This window comes from Streptomyces sp. OZ13, from assembly GCF_052068155.1.
In the GTDB taxonomy this organism is placed as follows: domain Bacteria; phylum Actinomycetota; class Actinomycetes; order Streptomycetales; family Streptomycetaceae; genus Streptomyces.
The window spans coordinates 96,415-118,965 of record NZ_JBQHCZ010000006.1; the positions used below are offsets into that span (position 1 = coordinate 96,415).

At 70.8% G+C, this 22,551-nt stretch carries 20 protein-coding genes; 10 read left to right on the forward strand and 10 right to left on the reverse strand.

Annotated elements, in window-relative coordinates; all coding sequences use genetic code 11:
* The first annotated feature begins 60 nt into the window (after window positions 1-60).
* Genes ACTMTU_RS16980 through ACTMTU_RS16995 form a run of 4 tightly spaced genes read left to right on the forward strand, consistent with a single transcriptional unit; the run spans window position 61 to window position 3,796 of the window.
* Window positions 61-1,749, forward strand: a complete 1,689-nt coding sequence (locus ACTMTU_RS16980; RefSeq protein WP_441264310.1) for a TraR/DksA family transcriptional regulator — start codon at window positions 61-63, stop codon at window positions 1,747-1,749.
* Window positions 1,750-1,809: 60 nt separating this feature from the next.
* Window positions 1,810-2,370, forward strand: coding sequence for a signal peptidase II (gene lspA, locus ACTMTU_RS16985; RefSeq protein ID WP_441264311.1), 561 nt, complete (start codon window positions 1,810-1,812; stop codon window positions 2,368-2,370).
* Between the two features lie 17 nt (window positions 2,371-2,387).
* Window positions 2,388-3,329 (forward strand): RluA family pseudouridine synthase, encoded by a 942-nt coding sequence (locus ACTMTU_RS16990; RefSeq protein WP_441264312.1) that lies wholly within the window; start codon window positions 2,388-2,390, stop codon window positions 3,327-3,329.
* A gap of 23 nt (window positions 3,330-3,352) precedes the next feature.
* Window positions 3,353-3,796 (forward strand): GNAT family N-acetyltransferase, encoded by a 444-nt coding sequence (locus ACTMTU_RS16995; protein ID WP_441264463.1) that lies wholly within the window; start codon window positions 3,353-3,355, stop codon window positions 3,794-3,796.
* 77 nt (window positions 3,797-3,873) lie between these two features.
* Here ACTMTU_RS16995 and ACTMTU_RS17000 read toward each other — a convergent pair whose 3' ends face one another.
* Window positions 3,874-5,028, reverse strand: a complete 1,155-nt coding sequence (locus ACTMTU_RS17000; protein ID WP_441264313.1) for a mechanosensitive ion channel family protein — start codon at window positions 5,026-5,028, stop codon at window positions 3,874-3,876.
* Between the two features lie 46 nt (window positions 5,029-5,074).
* Between ACTMTU_RS17000 and ACTMTU_RS17005 the strand changes: the two genes are divergently transcribed.
* Window positions 5,075-5,683 (forward strand): dienelactone hydrolase family protein, encoded by a 609-nt coding sequence (locus ACTMTU_RS17005; protein WP_441264314.1) that lies wholly within the window; start codon window positions 5,075-5,077, stop codon window positions 5,681-5,683.
* A 67-nt stretch (window positions 5,684-5,750) separates the two neighbouring features.
* On the opposite strand, the gene ACTMTU_RS17010 is transcribed toward ACTMTU_RS17005, so the two are convergent.
* The 5 genes from ACTMTU_RS17010 to ACTMTU_RS17030 form a co-directional block, all read right to left on the reverse strand.
* Window positions 5,751-6,749 carry a zinc metalloprotease gene (locus ACTMTU_RS17010; protein ID WP_441264315.1) on the reverse strand — a complete coding sequence of 333 codons (999 nt, stop codon included), beginning with the start codon at window positions 6,747-6,749 and terminating at the stop codon, window positions 5,751-5,753.
* Between the two features lie 285 nt (window positions 6,750-7,034).
* Entirely contained in the window at window positions 7,035-8,681 is a 1,647-nt protein-coding gene (locus tag ACTMTU_RS17015) for an alkaline phosphatase D family protein (RefSeq protein ID WP_441264316.1), read from the reverse strand.
* A gap of 126 nt (window positions 8,682-8,807) precedes the next feature.
* Window positions 8,808-9,623 carry a DsbA family protein gene (locus tag ACTMTU_RS17020; protein ID WP_441264317.1) on the reverse strand — a complete coding sequence of 272 codons (816 nt, stop codon included), beginning with the start codon at window positions 9,621-9,623 and terminating at the stop codon, window positions 8,808-8,810.
* Window positions 9,624-9,676: 53 nt separating this feature from the next.
* A complete protein-coding gene (locus ACTMTU_RS17025) occupies window positions 9,677-10,366 on the reverse strand; it encodes a hypothetical protein (RefSeq protein ID WP_441264464.1) in 690 nt (229 codons plus the stop codon).
* A gap of 79 nt (window positions 10,367-10,445) precedes the next feature.
* Window positions 10,446-11,771: a DUF2252 domain-containing protein gene (locus tag ACTMTU_RS17030; protein ID WP_441264318.1), complete on the reverse strand. Its 1,326-nt coding sequence runs from the start codon at window positions 11,769-11,771 to the stop codon at window positions 10,446-10,448.
* Between the two features lie 235 nt (window positions 11,772-12,006).
* Between ACTMTU_RS17030 and dnaE the strand changes: the two genes are divergently transcribed.
* Window positions 12,007-15,546, forward strand: coding sequence for a DNA polymerase III subunit alpha (gene dnaE, locus ACTMTU_RS17035; RefSeq protein ID WP_441264319.1), 3,540 nt, complete (start codon window positions 12,007-12,009; stop codon window positions 15,544-15,546).
* A gap of 81 nt (window positions 15,547-15,627) precedes the next feature.
* On the opposite strand, the gene ACTMTU_RS17040 is transcribed toward dnaE, so the two are convergent.
* On the reverse strand, window positions 15,628-15,801 hold the full coding sequence (locus ACTMTU_RS17040; RefSeq protein WP_182327616.1) for a hypothetical protein: 174 nt from the start codon (window positions 15,799-15,801) through the stop codon (window positions 15,628-15,630).
* A gap of 236 nt (window positions 15,802-16,037) precedes the next feature.
* Between ACTMTU_RS17040 and ACTMTU_RS17045 the strand changes: the two genes are divergently transcribed.
* From ACTMTU_RS17045 to ACTMTU_RS17060, 4 genes are read left to right on the forward strand one after another with little or no spacing between them, the layout of a single operon-like run.
* Entirely contained in the window at window positions 16,038-17,333 is a 1,296-nt protein-coding gene (locus tag ACTMTU_RS17045; protein ID WP_441264320.1) for an NYN domain-containing protein, read from the forward strand.
* 29 nt (window positions 17,334-17,362) lie between these two features.
* Entirely contained in the window at window positions 17,363-18,328 is a 966-nt protein-coding gene (locus tag ACTMTU_RS17050) for an ABC transporter ATP-binding protein (protein ID WP_356624748.1), read from the forward strand.
* A gap of 5 nt (window positions 18,329-18,333) precedes the next feature.
* Window positions 18,334-19,149, forward strand: a complete 816-nt coding sequence (locus tag ACTMTU_RS17055) for an ABC transporter permease (protein ID WP_441264465.1) — start codon at window positions 18,334-18,336, stop codon at window positions 19,147-19,149.
* 34 nt (window positions 19,150-19,183) lie between these two features.
* Window positions 19,184-19,861: an ABC transporter permease gene (locus ACTMTU_RS17060; RefSeq protein WP_441264321.1), complete on the forward strand. Its 678-nt coding sequence runs from the start codon at window positions 19,184-19,186 to the stop codon at window positions 19,859-19,861.
* 275 nt (window positions 19,862-20,136) lie between these two features.
* Here the strand turns inward: ACTMTU_RS17060 and ybaK are convergent, their stop codons facing one another.
* From ybaK to ACTMTU_RS17075, 3 genes are read right to left on the reverse strand one after another with little or no spacing between them, the layout of a single operon-like run.
* Window positions 20,137-20,649 (reverse strand): Cys-tRNA(Pro) deacylase, encoded by a 513-nt coding sequence (ybaK, locus tag ACTMTU_RS17065; RefSeq protein ID WP_441264322.1) that lies wholly within the window; start codon window positions 20,647-20,649, stop codon window positions 20,137-20,139.
* A gap of 16 nt (window positions 20,650-20,665) precedes the next feature.
* Entirely contained in the window at window positions 20,666-21,406 is a 741-nt protein-coding gene (locus ACTMTU_RS17070) for an LON peptidase substrate-binding domain-containing protein (RefSeq protein WP_441264323.1), read from the reverse strand.
* A gap of 43 nt (window positions 21,407-21,449) precedes the next feature.
* Entirely contained in the window at window positions 21,450-22,478 is a 1,029-nt protein-coding gene (locus ACTMTU_RS17075; RefSeq protein ID WP_441264324.1) for a hypothetical protein, read from the reverse strand.
* Between the last annotated feature and the right edge of the window lie 73 nt (window positions 22,479-22,551).

Genomic DNA, 22,551 nt, shown 5'->3' on the forward strand with positions numbered 1-22,551 from the left:
CGATTTATCGTCCCAGCACGATTCGCGAGCAAGATCACAATATGTGAAGGGGCCGCGGCCATGGTGGCGAAGAAGACCGCCGGGAAGACGGCGTCCGCGCGTTCCGCCGCCGTGGGGGCGACGTCCGGGAGGCCGGCCTCCCGGGAGCCCTCCGGGAAGAAGTCCGCGCCCCGGAAGTCCACGTCCAGGACGGCCGGCACCGCCGCGGAGCCGGCTGCCCGCAAGACGGCCGCCACGGGAGCGCCGGGCACGGCGGCCCGCAGCACCGGCAGGTCCGCGTCGCGCAAGGCGTCCGGCGGCGGGACTCCGGCGAGGAAGACGACGGCGGGCGGGTCGACAGCCGGGAGCCCGGCGAAGAAGGCGGTGGCCGAGGAAGCGGCAGGGAGCGGAGGTGCGGCGGGGAAGGCCCCGGCGGCGGAGAAGAAGGCGACCGGACCGGCAGCCGGCGGCACGACAGCCGAGGAGACCTCAGCGAAGAGGACCACGACCAGGACGAGCACCGCCCGGACCGGGGCCGCTGCCAGGAAGGCAGCGGCCGAGGTGACGGCAGCGGCCGACGAGGCGGCAGCCGAGCCGCCGCCGGCCGGCGATGCGGCGGCCGGGACCGCAAAGGCGGCCACCGCCGGCAAAGAGGCAGCGGCCGACGCCGGTAAGCCGGCGGCCAGTACCAAGAAGGCGACGGCCAAGGTGGCCGCTGTGGCCGACGAGACCCCCGCCGGGAACCCGGTGGCCGAAGTGACCCCGGCCGGCAAGGCGCCGGCGGCCACCAAGAAAGCCGCCACCAAGAAAGCCGCCACCAAGAAAGCCGCCACCAAAAAGGCCGCGGCCAAGAAGTCGGCCACCAAGAAGGCACCCACCGCCGGTAAGGCCGGCGCCAAAACGACAGCGGCCAAGGTGACGGCGACAGCCGATGAGCCGGCAGCCGAATCGGCGCAGGCGGTCCAAGCGGCGCTCGCGGAGAAGGCCGAGGCCGGCACCGAGGAGGCGGCCACCGCCGGCAAGGCGGCCGCCAAGCCCAGGAAGACCACCCCGGCCAAGAAGGCAGCCGCCGAGGACGCCGCCGCGGCGGACGGCGTCGAGAAGACGGCGCCGACGAAGAGGACCACGGCCCGCAGGGCCGGGAAGAAGGCCGGTACGGACGCCGATCCGGCGCCCGTACCGGTGACCACGGAGGTCGCCGACCGGGCGACCTCCGCGAATCAGGCCGCGCCCGCGGCCGAGGGGGCGGCCGAGGCCGCGAAGCAGACAGGAGCCAGGACGGTGGCAGCGAAGAAGACCGCGGGTAGGGCAGCAGGCGCAGGCGGGAGCGCGGTGGCGGTTCCCATGGCCCGGCCGGCGGCCGCGACACCGCCGGGCGCGCTGGCGGTGCGGCCCGGAGAGGATCCGTGGACCCAGGAGGAAGTGGACGAGGCACGGGCCGAGCTCGAGGGCGAGGCGGCGCGGCTGAACGCGGAGATCACGTCCTCGGAGGCGGCGCTCGCAGGGCTGATGCGGGACTCCGGCGACGGCGCCGGAGACGACGAGGCCGACACCGGCGCGAAGAACATCACGCGCGAGCACGAGATGGCGCTCGCCGCCAACGGACGCGAGATGCTCGAGCAGACGGAGCGCGCCCTGCAGCGGCTCGACACCGGGACGTACGGTCTGTGCGAGAGCTGCGGCAAGCCGATCGGCAAGGCCCGTATGCAGGCGTTCCCGCGGGCGACCCTGTGCGTCGAGTGCAAGCAGAAGCAGGAACGCAGAGGCTGACCGCGCGGAGGTGTGCCGTACCCTCGTCCTCAGTCAGGAACCTAGGGTTGAGGGACTTACGTGGCAGAGGCGGAGCGCATCATCGGTACGCCAGATGTTGACGACGAGGCTGCGGCGCCCGCCGAGCCGGCGAAGGGCAAGCGCAAGATCGCCGTGCTGTTCGCGGTGGCGCTCGTCGCCTATCTGCTCGACCTCGGCAGCAAGCTGCTCGTGGTGGCCAAGCTGGAGCACCACGAGCCGATCGAGATCATCGGCGACTGGCTGAAGTTCGAGGCGGTACGGAACCCGGGCGCCGCGTTCGGCATGGGTGAGGCCTTCACCATCATCTTCACCTGCATCGCGGCGACCGTGATCGTCGTGATCGTGCGGCTGGCGCGCAAGCTCTACAGCGGTCCCTGGGCGGTCGCCCTCGGTCTGCTGCTGGGCGGGGCGCTCGGCAATCTGACGGACCGGATCTTCCGTTCGCCCGGCGTCTTCGAGGGCGCGGTCGTGGACTTCATCGCGCCCGCGCACTTCGCCGTCTTCAACCTCGCGGACTCCGCGATCGTGTGCGGCGGTGTTCTCATCGTGCTGCTGTCGTTCAAGGGCCTGGACCCCGACGGGACAGTCCACAAGGACTGACAAGGCATACTCGACGGGTGAGTACGATTCCCGAGATCCGCACCCTGCCCGTACCCGACGGCCTGGAGGGTGAGCGTGTGGACGCCGCCATCTCCCGGATGTTCGGGTTCTCCCGTACGAAGGCCGCTGAGCTGGCCGCTGCCGGGAAGGTGCAGGTGGACGGCTCGGTCGTCGGCAAGTCCGAGCGCGTGCACGGCGGCGCCTGGCTCGAGGTGGAGATGCCACAGGCCCCCGCACCCGTGCAGATCGTCGCGGAGCCTGTCGAGGGCATGGAGATCGTGCACGACGACGACGACATCGTCGTGATCGTCAAGCCGGTCGGCGTGGCCGCGCATCCCAGCCCCGGCTGGACCGGCACCACTGTCATCGGCGGTCTCGCGGCCGCCGGTTACCGCATCTCCACGTCGGGCGCCTCCGAGCGCCAGGGCATCGTGCACCGTCTCGACGTCGGCACGTCCGGCCTGATGGTCGTCGCCAAGTCGGAGCGCGCGTACACGCTGCTGAAGCAGCAGTTCCGGGAGCGGGTCGTCGACAAGCGCTACCACGCGCTGGTGCAGGGCCACCCGGACCCGCTGAGCGGCACCATCGACGCCCCCATCGGCCGGCACCCCACCCTCGACTACAAGTGGGCGGTCACGGCGGAGGGCAAGCCCTCGGTGACGCACTACGACCTGATCGAGGCCTTCCGCGCGGCCTCGCTGCTGGACATCAAGCTGGAGACCGGCCGTACCCACCAGATCCGGGTGCACATGGCCGCGCACCGCCATCCCTGCGTGGGCGACCTGACGTACGGCGCCGACCCCACGATGGCGAAGCGGCTCGGTCTGACCCGGCAATGGCTGCACGCCGTGCGACTCGGCTTCGAGCACCCGTCGGACGGGCAGTGGGTGGAGTACGAGAGCACCTACCCGGCCGATCTCCAGCTGGCGCTGGACCGGATCGAGGCGGAGAGCGCGTGACGGTGTACAGCGTGCGGGTGGCGATGGGCCCGGCCGACCGCGAGGCGTGCTTCGCCGTCCGCAAGGAGGTCTTCGTCGCCGAGCAGCAGGTGCCGGAGGAGATCGAGTACGACGCGTACGACGCCGAGGACGCGGACACCATCCATGTCCTGGCGGTGGCCGAGGACGGCCGCCCGCTCGGTACCGGCCGGCTGCTGCACGGCGCCTCCGCGCTCAAGAAGACCGGCGATCTCACGGTCGGATCGCTCGGCAGGCTCGCCGTCAGCAAGGCGGCGCGCGGCCTCGGCGTGGGCGTGGCCCTCGTGCGCGCCATAGAGGAGGCGGCCCGGACGCGTGGACTCGCGGCCGTGGACCTGCACGCGCAGACCCATGCGCTCGGTTTCTACGAGCGGCTCGGGTACGCGGCCTACGGCTCCGAGTTCCTGGACGCCGGCATTCCGCACCTGGCGATGCGGCGGGCCCTCTAGGGCCTGCCCGGCTCGCGACCGGACAGGCCCCGCGGTGCGCCGGGCGGCCCCCGTGGTGCTCCGACGCCCCGGAGCCGTCAGCCGCGGCCCGTGCGGGGGACCTCTTCGCTCGTGGGCGTGTAGTCCCCCGCGTTGTTGCTGTGGATCTCTTCCTCCCGCGGGGGAGCGGCCTGCCGCGGCCACTGGCCGCCCGGGCGCAGGGAGGCCGCGGCCGTGGCGATCCGGGGCAGGGCGTACGGATGCTTCTCGCACAGCCAGGCGATCATCTGCTCCCGGACCGTGCAACGGGCCGTCCAGATGTCGTCGGCGTCCTTCGCGGTCACGACCGCACGGACCTCGATCGTGCTGGGTGTGGTGTCCGTCACGGCCAGGCTCCAGTCCCTTCCGTCCCAGGCCTTGCAGCTGGCGAGGATCTCCTGGAGCTTCTCGCGCATCAGGGCGACCGGTGCCGAGTGGTCCAGCTGGAAGTAGACCGTCCCGGTCATCTGGGCCCCGCCGCGCGACCAGTTCTCGAACGGCTTGCTCGTGAAGTACGACACCGGCATGGTGATGCGGCGCTCGTCCCACGTCCGTACGGCGAGGAACGTGAGGGTGACCTCCTCCACGACGCCCCATTCGCCGTCCACCACCACCGTGTCGCCGATGCGGACCATGTCGCCGAAGGCGATCTGGAAGCCGGCGAAGAGATTGCCCAGGGTGGACTGGGCCGCGACACCGGCGACGATGCCGATGATGCCCGCGGACGCCAGCATCGAGGCGCCGAACTTCTCCATGCCCGGGAACGTCAGCAGCATCGCGGCGACGGCGACCACGGCGACGACGGCCGTGACGATCCTCATGATCAGCGTGATCTGGGTCCGCACCCGGCGGACCCGGGCCGGGTCGCGGGTGGAGGACGCGTAACGGGTGTACGAGGACTCCACGGCGGCGGACACGATGCGGGTCACCAGCCAGGCGCTCGCGCCGATCAGGACCAGTGAGAGCACATGACCGATGACCGCCTCGTGGCGCTCGACGAGCGACCAGCGGGTCTCCCGGTAGGCACCCCTCAACAGGGCCCCGAGGACCACCACCTGGAGCGGCAGCCGACAGCGGCGCAGCATGTCCCACAGGGGGGTCTCGGGATGGCGGTCGTCGATCCGGCGCAGCACGCGGTCGACGGCCCAGCCGAGCGCGAGGGTGAGCAGGACCGCTCCGCCGATGACGGCCGACGGGCGCAATATGTTCTCCATGTCTCCGTAACTCCGTGCCGGTGAAGGCGGCTGGCAGGATGGCCGGATGAACGTCATCCTTTTCCATTCGACCTTCGGTCTGCGCCCCGCGGTGCACGCGGCCGCGGACCGGCTGCGTGCCGCAGGGCACGAGGTGCGCGTGCCCGACCTGTTCGAGGGGCAAACCGCCGGGACCGTCGAGGAAGGCAGAGATCTCAGGGAGAAGATCGGCACGGACGAGCTCCTGCGGCGGGCGATCCACGCCGCCGCGCCCTATTCCGACCAGGGGCTGGTCTATGCCGGGTTCTCGCTCGGCGGGGCGCTCGCGCAGAATCTGGCGCTCGGAGACGAGAAGGCGCGCGGGCTGCTGCTTCTGCATGGCACGTCCGACATCGCGGAGGGCGCGAGTGTGGACGGCCTGCCGGTGCAACTGCACGTCGCGGACCCGGATCCGTTCGAGCCGCACGACTGGCTGAACACCTGGTACCTCCAGATGCAGCGGGCCGGTGCGGACGTGGAGGTGCACCGTTATCCGGGGGCGGGGCATCTGTTCACCGACCCCGATCTGCCCGACTACGACGAGACTTCGGCGGAGCAGACCTGGCGGACGGCCCTGGGGTTCCTGGAGACGCTCCGAGGAGCGGAGGGTGGGCACGGCGGTCCACCCGGTGTGTGACGTCGCAAACGGCGGTCCGCCCGGCGCGCACAGGGCGCGCGCCGGGCGGACCGGTCGGAGCTGTCCGTCAGGCGCGGTACGCCGTCCAGTGGTCCTTCATCCGCTGCACCTGGCCCGAAGTGAACTGGGTCATGCAGGCGTCGTAGGTGTAGTCCATGAAGTTGTGGATCGGGTCCACGCCGGTCTTGCTGGCGCAGCTGTCACGGCCCGTCGGGCAGGCGTACGCCGGGCTCTTCTCGGCGGGGGTGTCGGTGACGTAGTCGCCGTTGCCGTTACAACCGCCCTGGAAGGTGTGGTACAGCCCCATCCAGTGGCCGACCTCGTGGGTGGCGGTGTCGCCCTCGTCGTAGTTGGCGGCGGAGCCGCCGGGCAGTGAGGCGTCGAGCACGACCACGCCGTCCATGGACGGGTTGGAGTTGTACGAGGACGGGAAGGTCGCCCAGCCGAGCAGGCCGCCGCCGAGCTTGGCGGTGTAGAAGTTCAGCGCGCCGGCGCCGCCCTGGCGGAGGGTGGACTTCATCTCCTTCTCGGCGGTGGAGCCCGAAGTCAGGTTGTACCAGGAGGCGTTGTTCGTGTAGTCGGTGCCGGCCAGGGTGAACTGGAAGCCCGCGTCGACGTTGCCGGTGCCCTGGCCGGCGTAGGCCGCGTTCAGGACCGCGAGCTGGCTGCTGATCTGCGCGGCGGTGAGCTTGCCCGTCTCGCCGTCGTGGATGACGTGGAAGTACACCGGGATCGACGTCGCGGCGGCGGCCGAGAGGTCACGGCCGGTGGTGCGGGCGGCGTCGAGACGCTTCTTGAGGTCCGCGTCCATGGCCTTCGCCTTGGCCTCGGAGATCTCGTTGGGCTCGTGCGCGTGGCCGGCGCCGGGACGGGTCTCACGGGCGGTGGCGCCGGCGTGCGCGTCCTCCGCGCAGTCCTCGGCGGTGGCCGCGGCCGAAACGGCCGCCTTCGGCGCGGCGACGCTGCCCGGGGCGGAGAGCGGGGCGATGGCCAGGGTTCCGGCCATGATCGCCGTACCGACTGCGCGGTGGCGCAGTCGGGGGGATATACGGGCAAGAGCGCGCATTACGTCTCCTCGCGGGGGGTTGTGAAGGGGGCCTTTCCTGGCCACCGCGGGGAGATTACGGGTGCATGTCAGATCTTGATGAGGACCCTTCAAGCCCAATCAATCCAAGGGTGATTACGGACATCGGGGAGAAACGTTTCGGCCGTGTCCGGGGTTTGAGATCCGCACGTAACGAATGCAGTGACGACGACGGGTGGTGTGTCCGCATTGATGGTGCGGATCACGCCACCCGTCGTGATGTTGTGATCTCCCGTTAACGTGCCGCCGTGTGGCTGGAAATCGCCCCTAGCGCACGGGCTGGTTCACCCGCTCGACCTTCTGCGTTCCACTGAGCGTCCGGTAGGAGCGGGACCACGAGGACGACGCGTCCTGCTTCGTCCGGTCGGAGATCGTGTAGTAGTCCATCTGCGAGCGCTCGGCGGTCACGTCTAGCACGCCGTAGCCGTGCGCGTCCATGTCGACCCACTTCACATGGCGGTTGGCGGCGCGCACCGCAGCGGACGCGACCAACGAGACGGTCCCCGGCGCGACATGGAGGATGTCGTCCAGGTTGTCCGAGCTCACCGACGTCACGACGAACTCGGTCGCCGCGGACGCCGAGAGCGGATACGTCGCCGCCCTGACCGGGACGTCGTTCGCCCACGCCATGTGGATGTCGCCGGTGAGGAAGACGGTGTTCTCGATGTCGTGCCGCGTCAGGTGGGCCAGCAGCTCCTTGCGGTCGTCCGTGTAACCGTCCCACTGGTCCACGTTGACGGCCAGCCCCTCCTTGGGCAGGCCCATCAACTCGGCTATCGGCTCCAGCAGATGCGCGGGAAGCGAACCGAAGGCGACCGGCGAGATCATCACCGACGTGCCGACCAGCTGCCACGAGGCGTCGGAGGCGGCGAGGCCGGACTTCAGCCAGTCCAGCTGTGCCCGGCCGGTGAGCGTGCGGTCGGGGTCGTCCACATCGCCGTTGCCGATGCCCGACTGCTGCGAGCGGAACGAACGCAGGTCCAGCAGATGCAGATCCGCGAGCTTGCCGAAGCGCAGCCGCCGGTAGACGGTGCCCTCGGTGGACGTGCGCACCGGCATCCACTCGAAGTACGCCTGCTTGGCCGCCGCGACGCGGGCCGCCCACTCGCCCTCGGCGCCGGGCGTGTGGTTCTCCGCGCCGCCCGACCAGGCGTCGTTGGCCAGCTCGTGGTCGTCCCATATCGCTATCAGCGGGTGCGCGGCGTGCAGCGCCTGGAGGTCGGCGTCCGTCTTGTAGGTGGCGTGCCGCAGCCGGTAGTCGGTGAGCGTCACGATCTCGTGCAGCGGCGCATGCTTGCGTACGCCGTACTCCTCGGCCGGATAGCCGCCGGCGGCGTACTCGTAGATGTAGTCGCCGAGATGCAGGACCGCGTCGAGGTCGCCGCGGGCCGCCAGGTGCCGGTACGCGGAGAACCAGCCGGCCTCCCAGTTGGCGCACGACACCACGCCGAAACGCACACCCGGCGTGGCCGCGTCCATGGCGGGAGCGGTACGGGTCCGGCCCACGGGGGAGACCGCGCCGCCGGCGGTGAAGCGGTACCAGTAGGAGGTTCCCGGACGCAGACCGCGCACATCCACCTTGACGGTGTGGTCGGAGACCGCCTTCGAGACGGTGGTGCCGCGGGCGGCGACCTGCGTGAAGCCCCGGTCCTCGGCGACCTCCCAGACCACCTCGGTGTCGGCGCCCCTGCCGGAACCGGGCAGGGCGTCCGCGCTCGGAGTCACGCGGGTCCACAGCAGCACGCCGTCGGGCAGCGGGTCGCCGGAGGCGACGCCGTGGAGGAATACGGGAGCCTGGTCCGCCGCGACGGCGGGGGAGGCGGTGGCCGCGAGAACGGGTGCGGCGACAGCGGTGGCGGCAGCGGCCTTGACGACCGTGCGGCGACTGGGAGTTGAGGAAGATCGACTGGTCACGGCCGATCAGACTACTGATCAGTACGTCGAATGGGCGGGCGAACGGAAAAAGTTCGCCCGCCCATCCGGAGCGGTAAACCGGCCTGTCGCCCTCCGGACCGCCGACGGCTCCCGGGAGGGCGGGGATCAGCCCGCCAGCGCCTTGTCGATCGCCGTGCCGAACTCCTCCACCGTCATGGGCGCGTTGTCGCTGCCCTCCGCGGTGACCTTCTTGCCGTCCATCTTCAGCGTCGGCGTGCCGGTTACGCCGCTCTTGTCGAACGTCTCCGACATCTTCATCGCCCAGGCGTCGAACGTCCCGTCCTCGACGTTCTTCTTGAACTCCGCGTTGCTCTTGAGCGCGGGCACCGAATCGGCGACCTCGAGGAGGTAGGAGTCCTTGGCGAACTTGTCGTCGCTCTCCTCGGGGTGGAACTCGGCCGAGTACAGCGCCGACTTGTAGGCGAGGAAGGCGTCGGGGCTCACGTTCAGCGCGGCGCCGAGCGCGCTCAGCGCGTTCTTGGAGCCCTCGCCGTTGGTGGCGTCGTCGATGAAGGTGGCACCGATGTACTTGACCTTGTACTTGCCGGCCTCGACGTCCTTGTCGACCGTCTCGCCGACCGCCTGCTCGAAGGTCGCGCAGACCGGGCAGCGCGAGTCCTCGTAAAGCTCCAGGGTCTTCTTCGCGCTGTCCTTGCCGACGACGACGGTCGTCCCGTTCTCGCCGGAGGTGTTCTTCGGCGCGGTGACGTTCGACTCCTTGGCCACCGACTCCCAGTGGCCGGGCTTGTTCGCCTGCATGATGCCGAAGCCGATACCGCCGGCGACGGCGAGCACCGCGATGCCCGAGCCTATGACGACGAGCTGCCGGCGGACCTTGTCCTTCTTGGCCTGCCGCTCGCGCTCCTGGCGCAGCCGCTCGCGGGCCGCCGCCTTGTTGGCCTGGGTGTTGCGCTTGCTCATGATGATTCACTCCGTGTGGGGTCGTGCGGGGACGTAAAAGGGGGATCTCCGGTTCAGGCGCTGAGCGCGACTGGAACGGGTGGTCCCCTCCGTCCCACGGAGTGCACCAGCAGACGGGTGCGGGAAGAGCGAGGCAGGTACCGGCCAGGACGTGACTCCGGTCGCGCGGGGCCGGGGGCATGCACCGCCGCCACCGCCAGAAGCAGCGGCCGGAAGGCGACGGCGCCGACCACCCGCACCAGAGCTGCGAGCGCGGCCTCACCGCGCCGCAGCCAGGCCGCGGCCAGCAGGCCGACGCATACGTGGGCGGCCAGCAGCAGCCACGGCTGCGCCGGGTCGGGGCTGCTCAGCAGTGCCGCGAGGCCCTGCTCGTCCCCGGGCAGCGCCGTGCCCGGCAGCGCCGAGCCGACCTCGCCGCCGCACAGCACGTCGAACCCCACGGCGCGCAGCGAACCGGCGACCGGTCCGCCCGCGGGGCCGTAACAGACATGCTGGCCGGTGGTGAAGACCGTGTCCGCGGCCAGCTCCAGCGGGATCAGCAGCCCTGCTATGCGCCAGAACCCGCGCTCACGGCCCGACAGCGCGAAGGCCGCGGCGAACACGGCTGCGGCGAGGGCGGCGACGGTGGACAGCGGAAGCGGGGCGCGGGAGAGCAGCACATGGGAGGCGGCGGACAGCGTCACGACCAGTGCCGTGAAGATCGCTGCCCGCAGCCCCCTGAGCCGCGTCCCGGACATGTCCATCGCCGCCGAGTGTGCCATGTGTTCCTTAAGAGCCTCTTAAAAGAGGAGCGCGCGAAGACCTCCGGCCGGGCGCCCGCGCCTACAGGCCCGGGATCCGGCCGTTGCGGAACAGGTCGACGAAGATCTGGTGGTCGGCCCGCGCCCTCGCGCCGTAGCGGTGCGCGAAGTCCACGAGCAGGTCGCCGAAGCCCTCCTCGTCCGCGGCGATCGCCGCGTCGATGGCCCGCTCGGTGGAGAACGGCACCAGGGAGTGGCCGCTCTCGTCGTCGGCGGCGGCGTGCATGGTCGCCGTCGCACGGCCGAGGTCGGCGACGACGGCGGCGATCTCCTCCAGGTCGTCGATGTCCGACCAGTCGAGATCCACCGCGTACGGCGAGACCTCCGCCACCAGCTGTCCGGAGCCGTCCAGCTCCGTCCATCCCAGCCACGGGTCGGCGTGGTCCTGGAGGGCGCGCTGCGAGATGACCGTGCGGTGCCCCTCGTGCTGGAAGTACTCACGGACCTGCGGGTCGGTGATGTGCCGGGAGACCGCCGGGGTCTGGGCCTGCTTCATGTAGATCACGACGTCGTTCTCCAGGGCGTCGCTGTTGCCCTCCAGCAGGATGTTGTACGAGGGCAGGCCGGCCGAGCCGATACCGATGCCGCGCCGGCCCACGACGTCCTTGACGCGGTAGGAGTCGGGGCGGGTCAGGCTGGACTCCGGCAGCGTCTCCAGATAGCCGTCGAAGGCGGCCAGGACCTTGTACCGGGTGGCCGCGTCCAGCTCGATGGAGCCGCCGCCGGACGCGAACCGGCGCTCGAAGTCACGGATCTCGGTCATCGAGTCCAGCAGCGAGAACCGGGTCAGCGAGCGCGCCATCCGCAGGGCGCCCAGCAGCGGCCCGTCCGCCGTGTCCAGCGTGAAGGGCGGCACGTCGTCGTCCTTCGCGCCGGTCGCCAGGGCGTGGATGCGCTCGCGGTAGGCGGCCGCGCAGATCCGCACCAGTTCCGTGATCCGCTCGTCGCTCAGCGCCTTGGTGTAGCCGATCAGGGCCAGCGAGGCGGCCAGCCGCTTCAGGTCCCAGGTGAAGGGGCCGACGTACGCCTCGTCGAAGTCGTTGACGTTGAAGATCAGCCGGCCGTTGGCGTCCATGTACGTGCCGAAGTTCTCCGCGTGGAGATCGCCGTGGATCCACACCCGGCTCGTCCGCTCGTCCAGATAGGGACCGGCGTGCTGTTCCCGCTCCATGTCGTTGTAGAAAAGACAGGCCGTGCCCCGGTAGAACGCGAACGCCGAGGCCGCCATCTTGCGGAACTTGACCCGGAAGGCGGCCGGATCGGCGGCCAGGAGCTCGCCGAAGGCGACGTCGAAGACGGCGAGGATCTCCTCGCCGCGCTGTTCGGCGGTGGGCTGCGGGACCGGCATCTCTGAGCGCCTCCTGGTACATGACAAATGGGACAGCATTTCCGCCCCGTCCAACGCATGACGGTACGCAGGAGTGCCCGCCCGCAGCCCGGTCGCGTTCCCCTCGTCGAGGTGCCGCGCCCCGCGGCAATCCCGTCGCGGTGTCAGTGCGGCGACGTAGACTTCCACGCTGTCCCCCAAAGCGGGGGTCTGGGGGTCGCACCCCCAGGAGATCGCAGCCCGGAGGCCCGCCGCCGTGACCAAGCCGCCCTTCACGCACCTTCACGTCCACACTCAATACTCGCTGCTGGACGGTGCTGCGCGGCTCAAGGACATGTTCGAGGCGTGCAACGAGATGGGCATGACCCATATCGCCATGTCCGACCACGGCAACCTCCACGGGGCGTACGACTTCTTCCACTCCGCCAAGAAGGCCGGCGTCACGCCGATCATCGGCATCGAGGCGTACGTCGCCCCCGAGTCCCGGCGCAACAAGCGCAAGATCCAGTGGGGCCAGCCGCACCAGAAGCGCGACGACGTCTCCGGTTCCGGCGGTTACACCCACAAGACGATCTGGGCGGCGAACGCCACCGGCCTGCACAACCTGTTCCGGCTCTCCTCCGACGCCTACGCGGAGGGCTGGCTGCAGAAGTGGCCGCGTATGGACAAGGAGACCATCGCCCAGTGGTCGGAGGGCCTGATCGCCTCCACCGGCTGCCCCTCCGGAGAGCTGCAGACCCGGCTGCGCCTCGGCCAGTTCGACGAGGCCCTGAAGTCCGCCTCCGAGTACCAGGACATCTTCGGCAAGGACCGGTACTTCCTGGAGCTGATGGACCACGGCATCGAGATCGAGCGCCGCGTCCGCGACGGACTGCTGGAGATCGGCAAGAAGCTCGGCATCCCGCCCCTGGTCACGAACGACTCCCACTACACGTACGCGCACGAGGCCACCGCCCACGACGCGCTGCTGTGCATCCAGACCGGCAAGAACCTCTCCGACCCCGACCGCTTCCGGTTCGACGGCACCGGCTACTACCTGAAGTCGACCGACGAGATGTACGCGATCGACTCCTCCGACGCCTGGCAGGAGGGCTGCCGCAACACCCTCCTGGTCGCGCAGCAGGTCGACACGGAGGGCATGTTCGAGGCCAAGAACCTCATGCCCAAGTTCGACATCCCCGAGGGCCACACCGAGGTGACGTGGTTCAAGGAGGAGGTCATGCGCGGCATGGAGCGCCGCTTCCCCGGCGGCATCCCGGAGGACCGCCAGAAGCAGGTCGAGTACGAGATGGACGTCATCATCCAGATGGGGTTCCCGGGGTACTTCCTCGTCGTCGCCGACTTCATCATGTGGGCCAAGAACCAGGGCATCGCGGTGGGCCCCGGCCGTGGTTCCGCGGCGGGCTCGATCGTCGCGTACGCGATGGGCATCACCGACCTCGACCCGATCCCGCACGGTCTGATCTTCGAGCGGTTCCTCAACCCCGAGCGCGTCTCCATGCCCGATGTCGACATCGACTTCGACGAGCGCAGGCGCGTCGAAGTGATCAGGTACGTCACGGAGAAGTACGGCGCCGACAAGGTCGCCATGATCGGCACGTACGGCAAGATCAAGGCGAAGAACGCCATCAAGGACTCCGCCCGCGTGCTGGGCTACCCGTACGCGATGGGCGACCGGCTCACCAAGGCCATGCCCGCCGATGTCCTCGGCAAGGGCATCGACCTCAACGGCATCACGGACCCCTCGCACCCGCGGTACAGCGAGGCCGGCGAGATCCGCGCCATGTACGAGAACGAGCCGGACGTGAAGAAGGTCATCGACACCGCCAAGGGTGTCGAGGGCCTGGTCCGGCAGATGGGCGTGCACGCCGCCGGCGTGATCATGTCGAGCGAGACCATCACCGAGCATGTTCCCGTGTGGGTCAGGCACACCGACGGCGTGACCATCACGCAGTGGGACTACCCGCAGTGCGAGTCGCTCGGCCTGCTGAAGATGGACTTCCTCGGTCTGCGCAACCTCACGATCATGGACGACGCCATCAAGATGGTGAAGTCCAACAAGGGCATCGACCTGGAGATGCTCGCCCTGCCGCTCGACGACCCCAAGACCTTCGAGCTGCTCCAGCGCGGTGACACCCTCGGCGTCTTCCAGTTCGACGGCGGGCCCATGCGTTCCCTGCTGCGGCTGATGAAGCCCGACAACTTCGAAGACATCTCCGCCGTGTCCGCGCTCTACCGCCCGGGCCCGATGGGCATGAACTCGCACACCAACTACGCCCTGCGCAAGAACAAGCAGCAGGAGATCACGCCGATCCACCCGGAGCTGGAGGAGCCCCTCCGGGAGGTCCTGGACGTCACGTACGGCCTGATCGTCTATCAGGAGCAGGTGCAGAAGGCCGCCCAGATCATCGCCGGGTACTCGCTCGGCGAGGCCGACATCCTCCGCCGCGTGATGGGCAAGAAGAAGCCCGACGAACTGGCGAAGAACTTCGTCCTCTTCCAGAAGGGCGCCCGTGAGAAGGGCTACAGCGACGAGGCCATCCAGGCCCTGTGGGACGTGCTGGTCCCCTTCGCCGGCTATGCGTTCAACAAGGCGCACTCCGCCGCGTACGGCCTGGTCTCCTACTGGACGGCGTACCTCAAGGCCAACCACCCCGCCGAGTACATGGCGGCGCTGCTCACCTCGGTCAAGGACGACAAGGACAAGTCGGCCGTCTATCTGAACGAGTGCCGCCGCATGGGCATCAAGGTGCTGCCGCCCAACGTCAACGAGTCCATGTCCAACTTCGCCGCGCAGGGCGACGACGTGATCCTCTTCGGCCTCACCGCCGTGCGCAACGTCGGCCAGAACGTGGTCGAGTCGATCATCAAGACCCGCAAGGCGAAGGGGAAGTACAGCTCCTTCCCGGACTTCCTCGACAAGGTCGAGGCCGTCGTCTGCAACAAGCGCACCATCGAGTCCCTGATCAAGGCCGGCGCGTTCGACGAGATGGGCCACACCCGCAAGGGCCTGGTCGCCCACCACGAGCCGATGATCGACAACGTGGTCGCGGTCAAGCGCAAGGAGGCCGAGGGGCAGTTCGACCTCTTCGGCGGCATGGGCGAGGAAGCGAGCGACGAGCCCGGCTTCGGGCTGGACGTCGAGTTCTCCGACGTCGAATGGGAGAAGTCCTACCTCCTGGCGCAGGAGCGCGAGATGCTCGGCCTCTACGTCTCCGACCACCCGCTCTTCGGCATCGAGCACGTCCTGTCCGACAAGACGGACGCCGCCATCTCCCAGCTCACCGGCGGGGAGCACGCGGACGGCGCGGTCGTCACCATCGGCGGCATCATCTCCGGCCTCCAGCGCAAGATGACCAAGCAGGGCAACGCCTGGGCGATCGCGACCGTGGAGGACCTGGCCGGCTCCATCGAGTGCATGTTCTTCCCGGCGACCTACCAGCTCGTCTCCACCCAGCTCGTCGAGGACACCGTCGTGTTCGTCAAGGGCCGCCTCGACAAGCGCGAGGACATCCCGCGACTGGTCGCGATGGAGCTGATGGTCCCCGACCTGTCGTCGGCCGGCACCAACGCGCCGGTGGTGGTGACGATTCCGACGGTCAAGGTCACTCCGCCCATGGTCAGCCGCCTCGGTGAGATCCTCAGCCACCACAAGGGCAACACCGAGGTACGGATCAAGCTCCAGGGCCCCCGCAAGACCACGGTCCTGCGGCTCGACCGGCACCGTGTCCAGCCCGATCCCGCTCTCTTCGGCGACCTCAAGGTGCTGCTCGGCCCGTCCTGTCTGGCCGGCTGACAGGTCCCGCTCGCAGAAGGGGCGCTCCCGTCGTCACGGGAGCGCCCCTTCTGGCGTTGTACGCGATCAGCTTCCGATCGGTCAGTTGTGACCGAAGCGCTTCTGCCGGCCCTTGTGAGCCACGTCGGAAGGTGTGACCGCCTGAGCCCGCTGCTCGGCCTGGGCCTCCATCGAGGAGCTGCGCGCCTGCTGGGCGCCGCGCTCCGCGGGAGAAGCCTTGCTCTGAGTGCGTTCCTGCTTCTTGTTCTTGGCCATGGGATGCCTCCTGTGGGGGTTTAGGGGCCAGGGCCGCGACCAGACTCACATACCCGTAAAACCGCCGCATTTTGGATCATTGCGGACCGTAGTCGGCCCCGGTGGGCGGGTGTCCGGGCGCGATCCGCCACGCCGATGATCGAGTTCCGGACGTCAACCTTCCCGTGGTCGGGCAGACTCGAGAGAAACCCGCAACAATCCCGGATCTCGAAGCACCGTTGAGCTCCCGAAAGAGGGTGGAACGCGTGGACCGCTGCGTCGTCCTGGTGGACGCCGGCTATCTGCTGGGCGCCGCTGCCAGCCTTCTCGCCGGAGAGCCCGCACGATCGCGGATCACCGTCGACCACGCGTCCCTCATCCAGGGCCTGCGCGAACTCGCGGAAGCCGACACCCGGCAACCCCTGCTGCGGATCTACTGGTTCGACGGCGCTCCCGACCGTGTCCCGCAACCCGAGCACCGGCGGCTGCGGGTGATGCCCCGGGTGACCGTCCGGCTGGGCGCCCTGACCCGCAGCGACGGACGCTGGGCACAGAAGGGCGTCGACGCGGCGATGCACGCGGAGCTCACCGAACTTGCCAGGAACCGGGCCTGTTCCGACGTGGTCCTCGTGACCGGCGACGGCGACCTGCTGCCCGGCCTGATGTCCGCGAAGGAACACGGGGTCGCCGTCCACCTCTGGGCCGTGCAGGCCGCGGACGGCGACTACAACCAGTCCGAGGACCTCGTCGCGGAGGCCGACGAGCGCCGGGTCCTCGACCGGGCCTGGATCACCCGGGCCGTACGCGCCAAGGAACTCACCGGCATCTGCGCCCCGCCGCCGGTTCCCCGGCCGGAGATCGCGGCGATCCTCTCCGCGCCGCTGCCCGAGTCGGCAGTCGCCGCCGCCGCGGAGCGCGCGGAGGACGCCGTACGCAACGGCACCAGGACCGCGCCGGCCGAGGACGGCGCGCAGCCCGCACCCGCCCCGGCCGGCCCCAAGGGCGGCGTGCCCACCCCCAAGGACCTCGCCGGGCTGCGCGCCCCCGGCCAGCCCGCCGCCTCGAACCAGGCGCCCCACCCGCCGAACGCCACCCTGCGCTGGTCCTCCGACAGGGGCTGGATCGAACGGCCCGGCGGCGGAACGCTGGGCGAACCTCCGGAGACGGCCTCACTGCCCACCCTTGCCCAGCTCACCAGCGCCGAACAGCGCTGGGCCGACCGCGAGGAGGACATCACCACCGTCGGCGGCGATCCCTTCGAGGTCGGCCAGGTCTTCGCGCGGCGCTGGATGGAACGGCTGCCGGAGAACGGCCACGTACAGAAGCTGTCCACGCTCTACCCCCGCATCCCGCACCGCATCGACGGCGAACTGCTGCGCTACGCGGCACGTTTCGGACTTCTCGCGCACAAGGACGACCAGATCGACGAGCACGACCGCTACGCGATCCGGGCCGGATTCTGGCGGGAGATCGACGTACGGACGGCCGCCGATCACGGCCCGGCGGGTGAGCAGCCGGGGCCCGAGGGCATCCGGGGCGGACGGACCCCGTAGTCTCGTACCTCGTGAGTACGGTGTGCGTGGTGCGGGATCTGGTCAAGACGTACCCCGCCGCGCGCGGCAGACGGGGCACGCCCGGGACACCCGAGGTGCGTGCCAGCGACGGAATCAGCCTCGAGGTGCGGCGCGGCGAGATCTTCGGGCTGCTCGGACCCAACGGCGCGGGCAAGTCGACCCTGGTGCGACAGCTCACCGGCCTGATGCGCCCCGACGCCGGCACGGTCCACGTCCTCGGCCACGACCTCGTACGCCACCCCGAGCGCGCCGCCCGCCTCATCGGCTACCTCGGCCAGGAGTCAACCGCGCTCGACGAACTGACCGTCGCGCTCGCCGCCGAGACCACCGGGCGGCTGCGCGGACTGGCCGCACGCGAAGCGCGCGCGGAACGGGACGCCGTCCTCGAGGAACTGGGCCTCACGGGCCTCGCCGGCCGCCCCCTGAAGAAACTCTCCGGCGGACAGCGCAGACTCGCCTGCTTCGCGGCCACCCTGGTGGGCGAGCGGCCGGTCCTGGTGCTGGACGAACCCACCACCGGGATGGACCCCGTCGCACGGCGCGCCGTATGGGCCGCGGTCGACCGGCGCCGCGCGGAGCACGGCGCGACGGTGCTCCTGGTCACCCACAACGTCATCGAGGCGGAGACCGTGCTCGACCGGGTCGCCGTCCTCGACCGCGGCCGGGTCATCGCCTGCGACAGCCCGTCCGGGCTGAAGGAACACGTCGCCGGCGAGGTACGGGTCGAGCTGGTGTGGCGCGAGCGCGCCCCGCTCGACGTGCCCGAGGTCGCCGCGCTGCGCGGCTCCGCGCAGGAATCGGGGCGGCGCTGGGTCCTCCGGCTCGCCCCGGAAGAGGCACGGGCGGCGGTCGCCGCGGTGACCGGCGGCGCGGCCTTCGCGGCGCTCGACGACTTCACCCTCGCCACCCCGAGCCTGGAGGACGTGTACTTGGCACTCGGGGGGAACGCGACGAAGGGGCTGGTCAAGGCGTGAGCATCGTGTCCGCCAAATCCGACGCGGCGGTGTCCGTGCGCCGGACGCCGGCGGAGGAGACGACCGCCGCGCCGCTCGCGCCGAGAGCGCGGCTGCTGCCGGCGCTGGCGGCCGTGTACCGGGCGCAGCTGTCCCGGGCGCGGGTCGCCCGCATTCCCCTGCTGTTCGTGGCGACGTTCCAGTCCGTCGGGATCATGGTCCTGATGCGGGGCGTCGTCGACGGCGGCGCGGAGGCGCGCGCCGTCGTCGCGGGGGCGAGCGTGCTCGTCGTCGCCTTCGTGGCGCTCAACCTGCTCGCCCAGTACTTCGGCCAGCTGCGCGCCGGAGGCGGCCTCGACCACTACGCCACGCTGCCGGTGCCGCCCGCGGCCGTGGTGCTCGGCGCGGCGGGCGCGTACGCCTCCTTCACCGTGCCGGGGACGGTGGTGACGGCCGTCGCGGGAAGTGTGCTGTTCGAGCTGCCGCTGACGCATCTGTGGGTGCTCGCCGCCGTCATCCCGCTGTCGGGCGCGGCACTCGCCGGACTCGGCGCGGCCCTCGGCCTGCTGGCGCCCCGCCAGGAGATGGCCACGCTGCTCGGGCAGCTCGGCATGTCGGCGGCCCTGCTGCTCGGCGTCCTGCCGGCCGACCGGCTGCCGGAACCGGTCTCCTACGCGCGTGACCTGCTGCCGTCCACGTACGGGGTCGAGGCCATGGCCCGGACCTTCGACGCCCACCCGGACTGGCCCGCCGTCGCCCTCGACCTCGCGGTCTGCGCCGCGGTCGGCGTCGTCTCACTGGCGGTCGCGACGTGGGCCTACCGGCGGGCAGCGGTCCGGTGAGGCGTCACCCGGGCGGGCCTGGCACGATGGCGGTGTGACCGCACCTCTGACGCCGCCGCACCAGCCGCACGAGCCTTCCCGGGACGACGACGCACGGCAGTCGCCGCCCATCGGACCGGGGCCGTCCTCGATGTACACGTACGACACGGCGAAGGACGAGGCCGAGTCGGCGGCGGAACTGCGGAAGGACCTGCGGGACTCCGCGCTGGTCCTGGTGGCCGTCACGCTCCTGGGCATCGCCCTGGGCTTCCTCTGGCTGTGGCTCGCGCCGCGGGTACCGCTGGTCTCCAACGACGAGGCGGTCTTCCTCAAGGACACCGAAGGCGAGGAGGCGATCGGCGCGGACGGCACGTTCCTGCTGCTGGGCGTCGGCCTCGGTGTGCTGACCGCGGTGGCCGTCTTCCTCTACCGCAGGCGCGGCGGCATCGCCGTGGTGGTCGCCCTGGCGGTCGGCGCGCTGCTCGGCTCCCTGCTGGGCTGGGGCATCGGCGTATGGTTCGGCCCCTCGCGGGACGTGGTGGAGCACGCGCGCCAGGTCGGCGAGGGGGTCACCTTCGACGCGTACCTGGACCTGCGGGCGAAGGGGGCGCTGCTGGCGTGGCCGGTGGCGGCGATGGTGGTGCACTTGGGGCTGACGGCGCTGTTCGGGCCGCGGGACCCGGAGCCGGACTGGCCGACGGGACCGACGGGGGCGCCTGCGCCCCGGCAGTGACGTTTCCCTCCGGGCGGCGGCCGCTGCGCGGAGCGTTTTCCCCTCCCCTCCCCTCCCCGCCCCTTCCCGAACCGGGGCCGGCCCCGGACCCCGTACCGCGCTACGCCGGGGCACCTCCCACGGCCGCCGGGCCGTAGGGGGAGTTTGAGGCGCGGGGGTCCGGTGGGGGTTCCCCCCACGCCCAGGCGTAGGGGGAGGAGCCCCCGAAACACCGCGCGGAGCGCGGTGGCGGGTCCGGGCGGAGCCCGGTTCGTGGGGCGGAGCCCCGAAAAGCGCTACGCGCGGGCGATCGGCGCCAGGGTCGCCGAGGTCAGGGACGTCAGGTCGGTCGGGGACAGTTCGACCTCCAGGCCGCGGCGCCCCGCCGACACGCAGATCGTCTCGTGCGCCGACGCCGACGCGTCCAGGACCGTCGGCAGCCGCTTGCGCTGGCCGAGGGGCGAGATGCCGCCGCGGACGTAGCCGGTGGTGCGTTCCGCCGCCGCCGGGTCCGCCATCGCCGCCCGCTTGCCGCCGACGGCCGACGCCAGCGCCTTCAGATCGAGCTGGCCCGCGACGGGGACGACCGCCACCGTCAGCGCGCCGTCCACGTCCGCGACGAGTGTCTTGAAGACCCGCTCGGGGGAGACGCCCAGCGCTTCCGCGGCCTCCTCGCCGTACGAGGGCGACGACGGGTCGTGGTCGTAGGCGTGCAGGGTGAACGGGGTGCCCGCCGCCGTGAGCGCGACCGTCGCCGGCGTACCGCCCGACTGCTGCTTCTTCGTCTTCTTCGTCGCGTTCTTCGCCAAGGCAGGTGTCCTTGCGTCAGTTGGGGCTGGTGGGCCGCCACGTCAGATCGACGGCGGGCAGCGACGGCAGGTGCCGCAGCATCGCCGTCTCCGCGCGCAGCAGTGTCAGTTCCTCGCGCAGCCGTGTCGCGGTGTCCGGCGCCTGGAGCAGCCGCTGCTTCGCGGGCGTGTCCAGCACCGCCGCCGCGGCGACGAGATAGGAGACGACAGACGGTTCGTCCGGCAGTTCCGCTCCCGTCGACAGCGAGCGCTCACGCGCGCCGGCCAGGCGCTTCTGGTAGCTGCGGAACGCCCGCAGCACGCCTTCCGCGAGGGCGGCGGCGCCGTCGCCCGGCTCCTCCGGGATCTCTTCGAGCTCCGCGGTGAGGAAGGGCCCGCTCGCGTCGACCGACAGCAGTTTGACGCGGGTCGTGCCGGTGGCGAGCACTTCGAAGCTGCCGTCACCGCGTTCGCGGACGGTCGCCGCGTCGGCGATGCAGCCCACCCGGTGGAAGGCCTGGATCGGGTCGGGGCCGAAGCCGGCGGCGGGTCCGCGTTCGACGACCGCGGTCGGGTCCGGCATGCCGGGTGAGGCGGGTGCGACCTCGCGGCCGTCGCGGATGGCGACCACGGCGAAGCGCCGGGGCTCCGCCTCGTCCGTCTTCAGCAGTTCGCGCATCATGGCGCGATAACGCTCCTCGAAAATGTTCAGTGGCAGCACAAGGCCCGGGAACAGAACCGAGTTCAGCGGGAAGAGCGGCAGACGAGCGGTGGTCACAGCGGTCAAGAGTAATGGTCGAGCAGGCGCGCCTGTCCTCCCCCTACAGCCTGGCGGCCGCGGGAGGCGCCCACCGTCGTCCACGCAGCGGCGTCGCCGACGCGACCTCGATCCGTACGTCGTCCCTGGCCTGGAGGAACCGGCCGAGCGGGTCCTCGGTCACCGACGACCACGGGAACGAGGTCGCGTGCGGGCCGATCAGCCGGAACTGGTTCAGCGCCTCCTCCCAGCGCCCCCGTGCCACCAGCACGTAGGCCAGGAGGTTGCGGACCTCGGCCGGCCAGGGGTCGCCGGGCCCGTATCCGCGGGACAGCGTGATGGCGAGGTCCGCGGCCGCGTCGATCCGGTCGTCCTGCACCGATGTCCTGGCCTCACCGCCGAGCAGCTGGGCGAACGCCGCCCGTACCGGCAGGGCCTGCACCAGCGAGCCGGGGAGCGCGTCGGCGGCGGCCTGCTCCGCGAAGTCGAAGCACTCGCGGTGCGAGCCGTACCACTGGGCGGACAGATATTTGAGCGCCGCGACATGGCAGCCGTAGTGGTGCGAGGAGCGGCGGACGGCCTGTTCCCACAGCGCTTCGAAGGCCGTGTGCGTGGCGTGGGTGCCGCGCGCGTGGTCGAGCGCGATCCGCCAGGGCACGGGATCGCCGGGACCGGCGTGTGCCGCGGCGTCGATCAGCGGTCCCACCTCGCGCAGCTGTTCCTTGCGGGCGGGCGACTCCCAGGCCCTGCGGACCGCGAGCTCGGCCTTGACCACGAGGGCGTCGGCGTCGCGCGGGGCCGCGCCCAGCCAGTCGCCGAGCCATTCGTCCCGGTTCCTGGCGAATGCCGCGAGCCTGACGACGTACCGGTCGCGGTTCTCCCATTCGGCTGATTCCCGTGTGGTCGCCAGCAGCTTGGCGGCCGGTTCGTACTCCCCGACCGCGGCCGCGACCAGCGCCGGACCGAGCCGGTCGTCGGGGGCGTCGAGCAGTACCGCCTCGTCAGGGGCGAGGCAGTCGGTGAGCCGTGGCGTATGACGGATCATGCGCGCGGTACGGATCAGGGCGCGGATCAGTGACATGGTGCGGACCATTGAAAACGCGCAGGTGAACACCGCGCCAGAGGGCAGCTGTGAAGCTTTGGTGGCAACGGAATGGTTGTCCCGG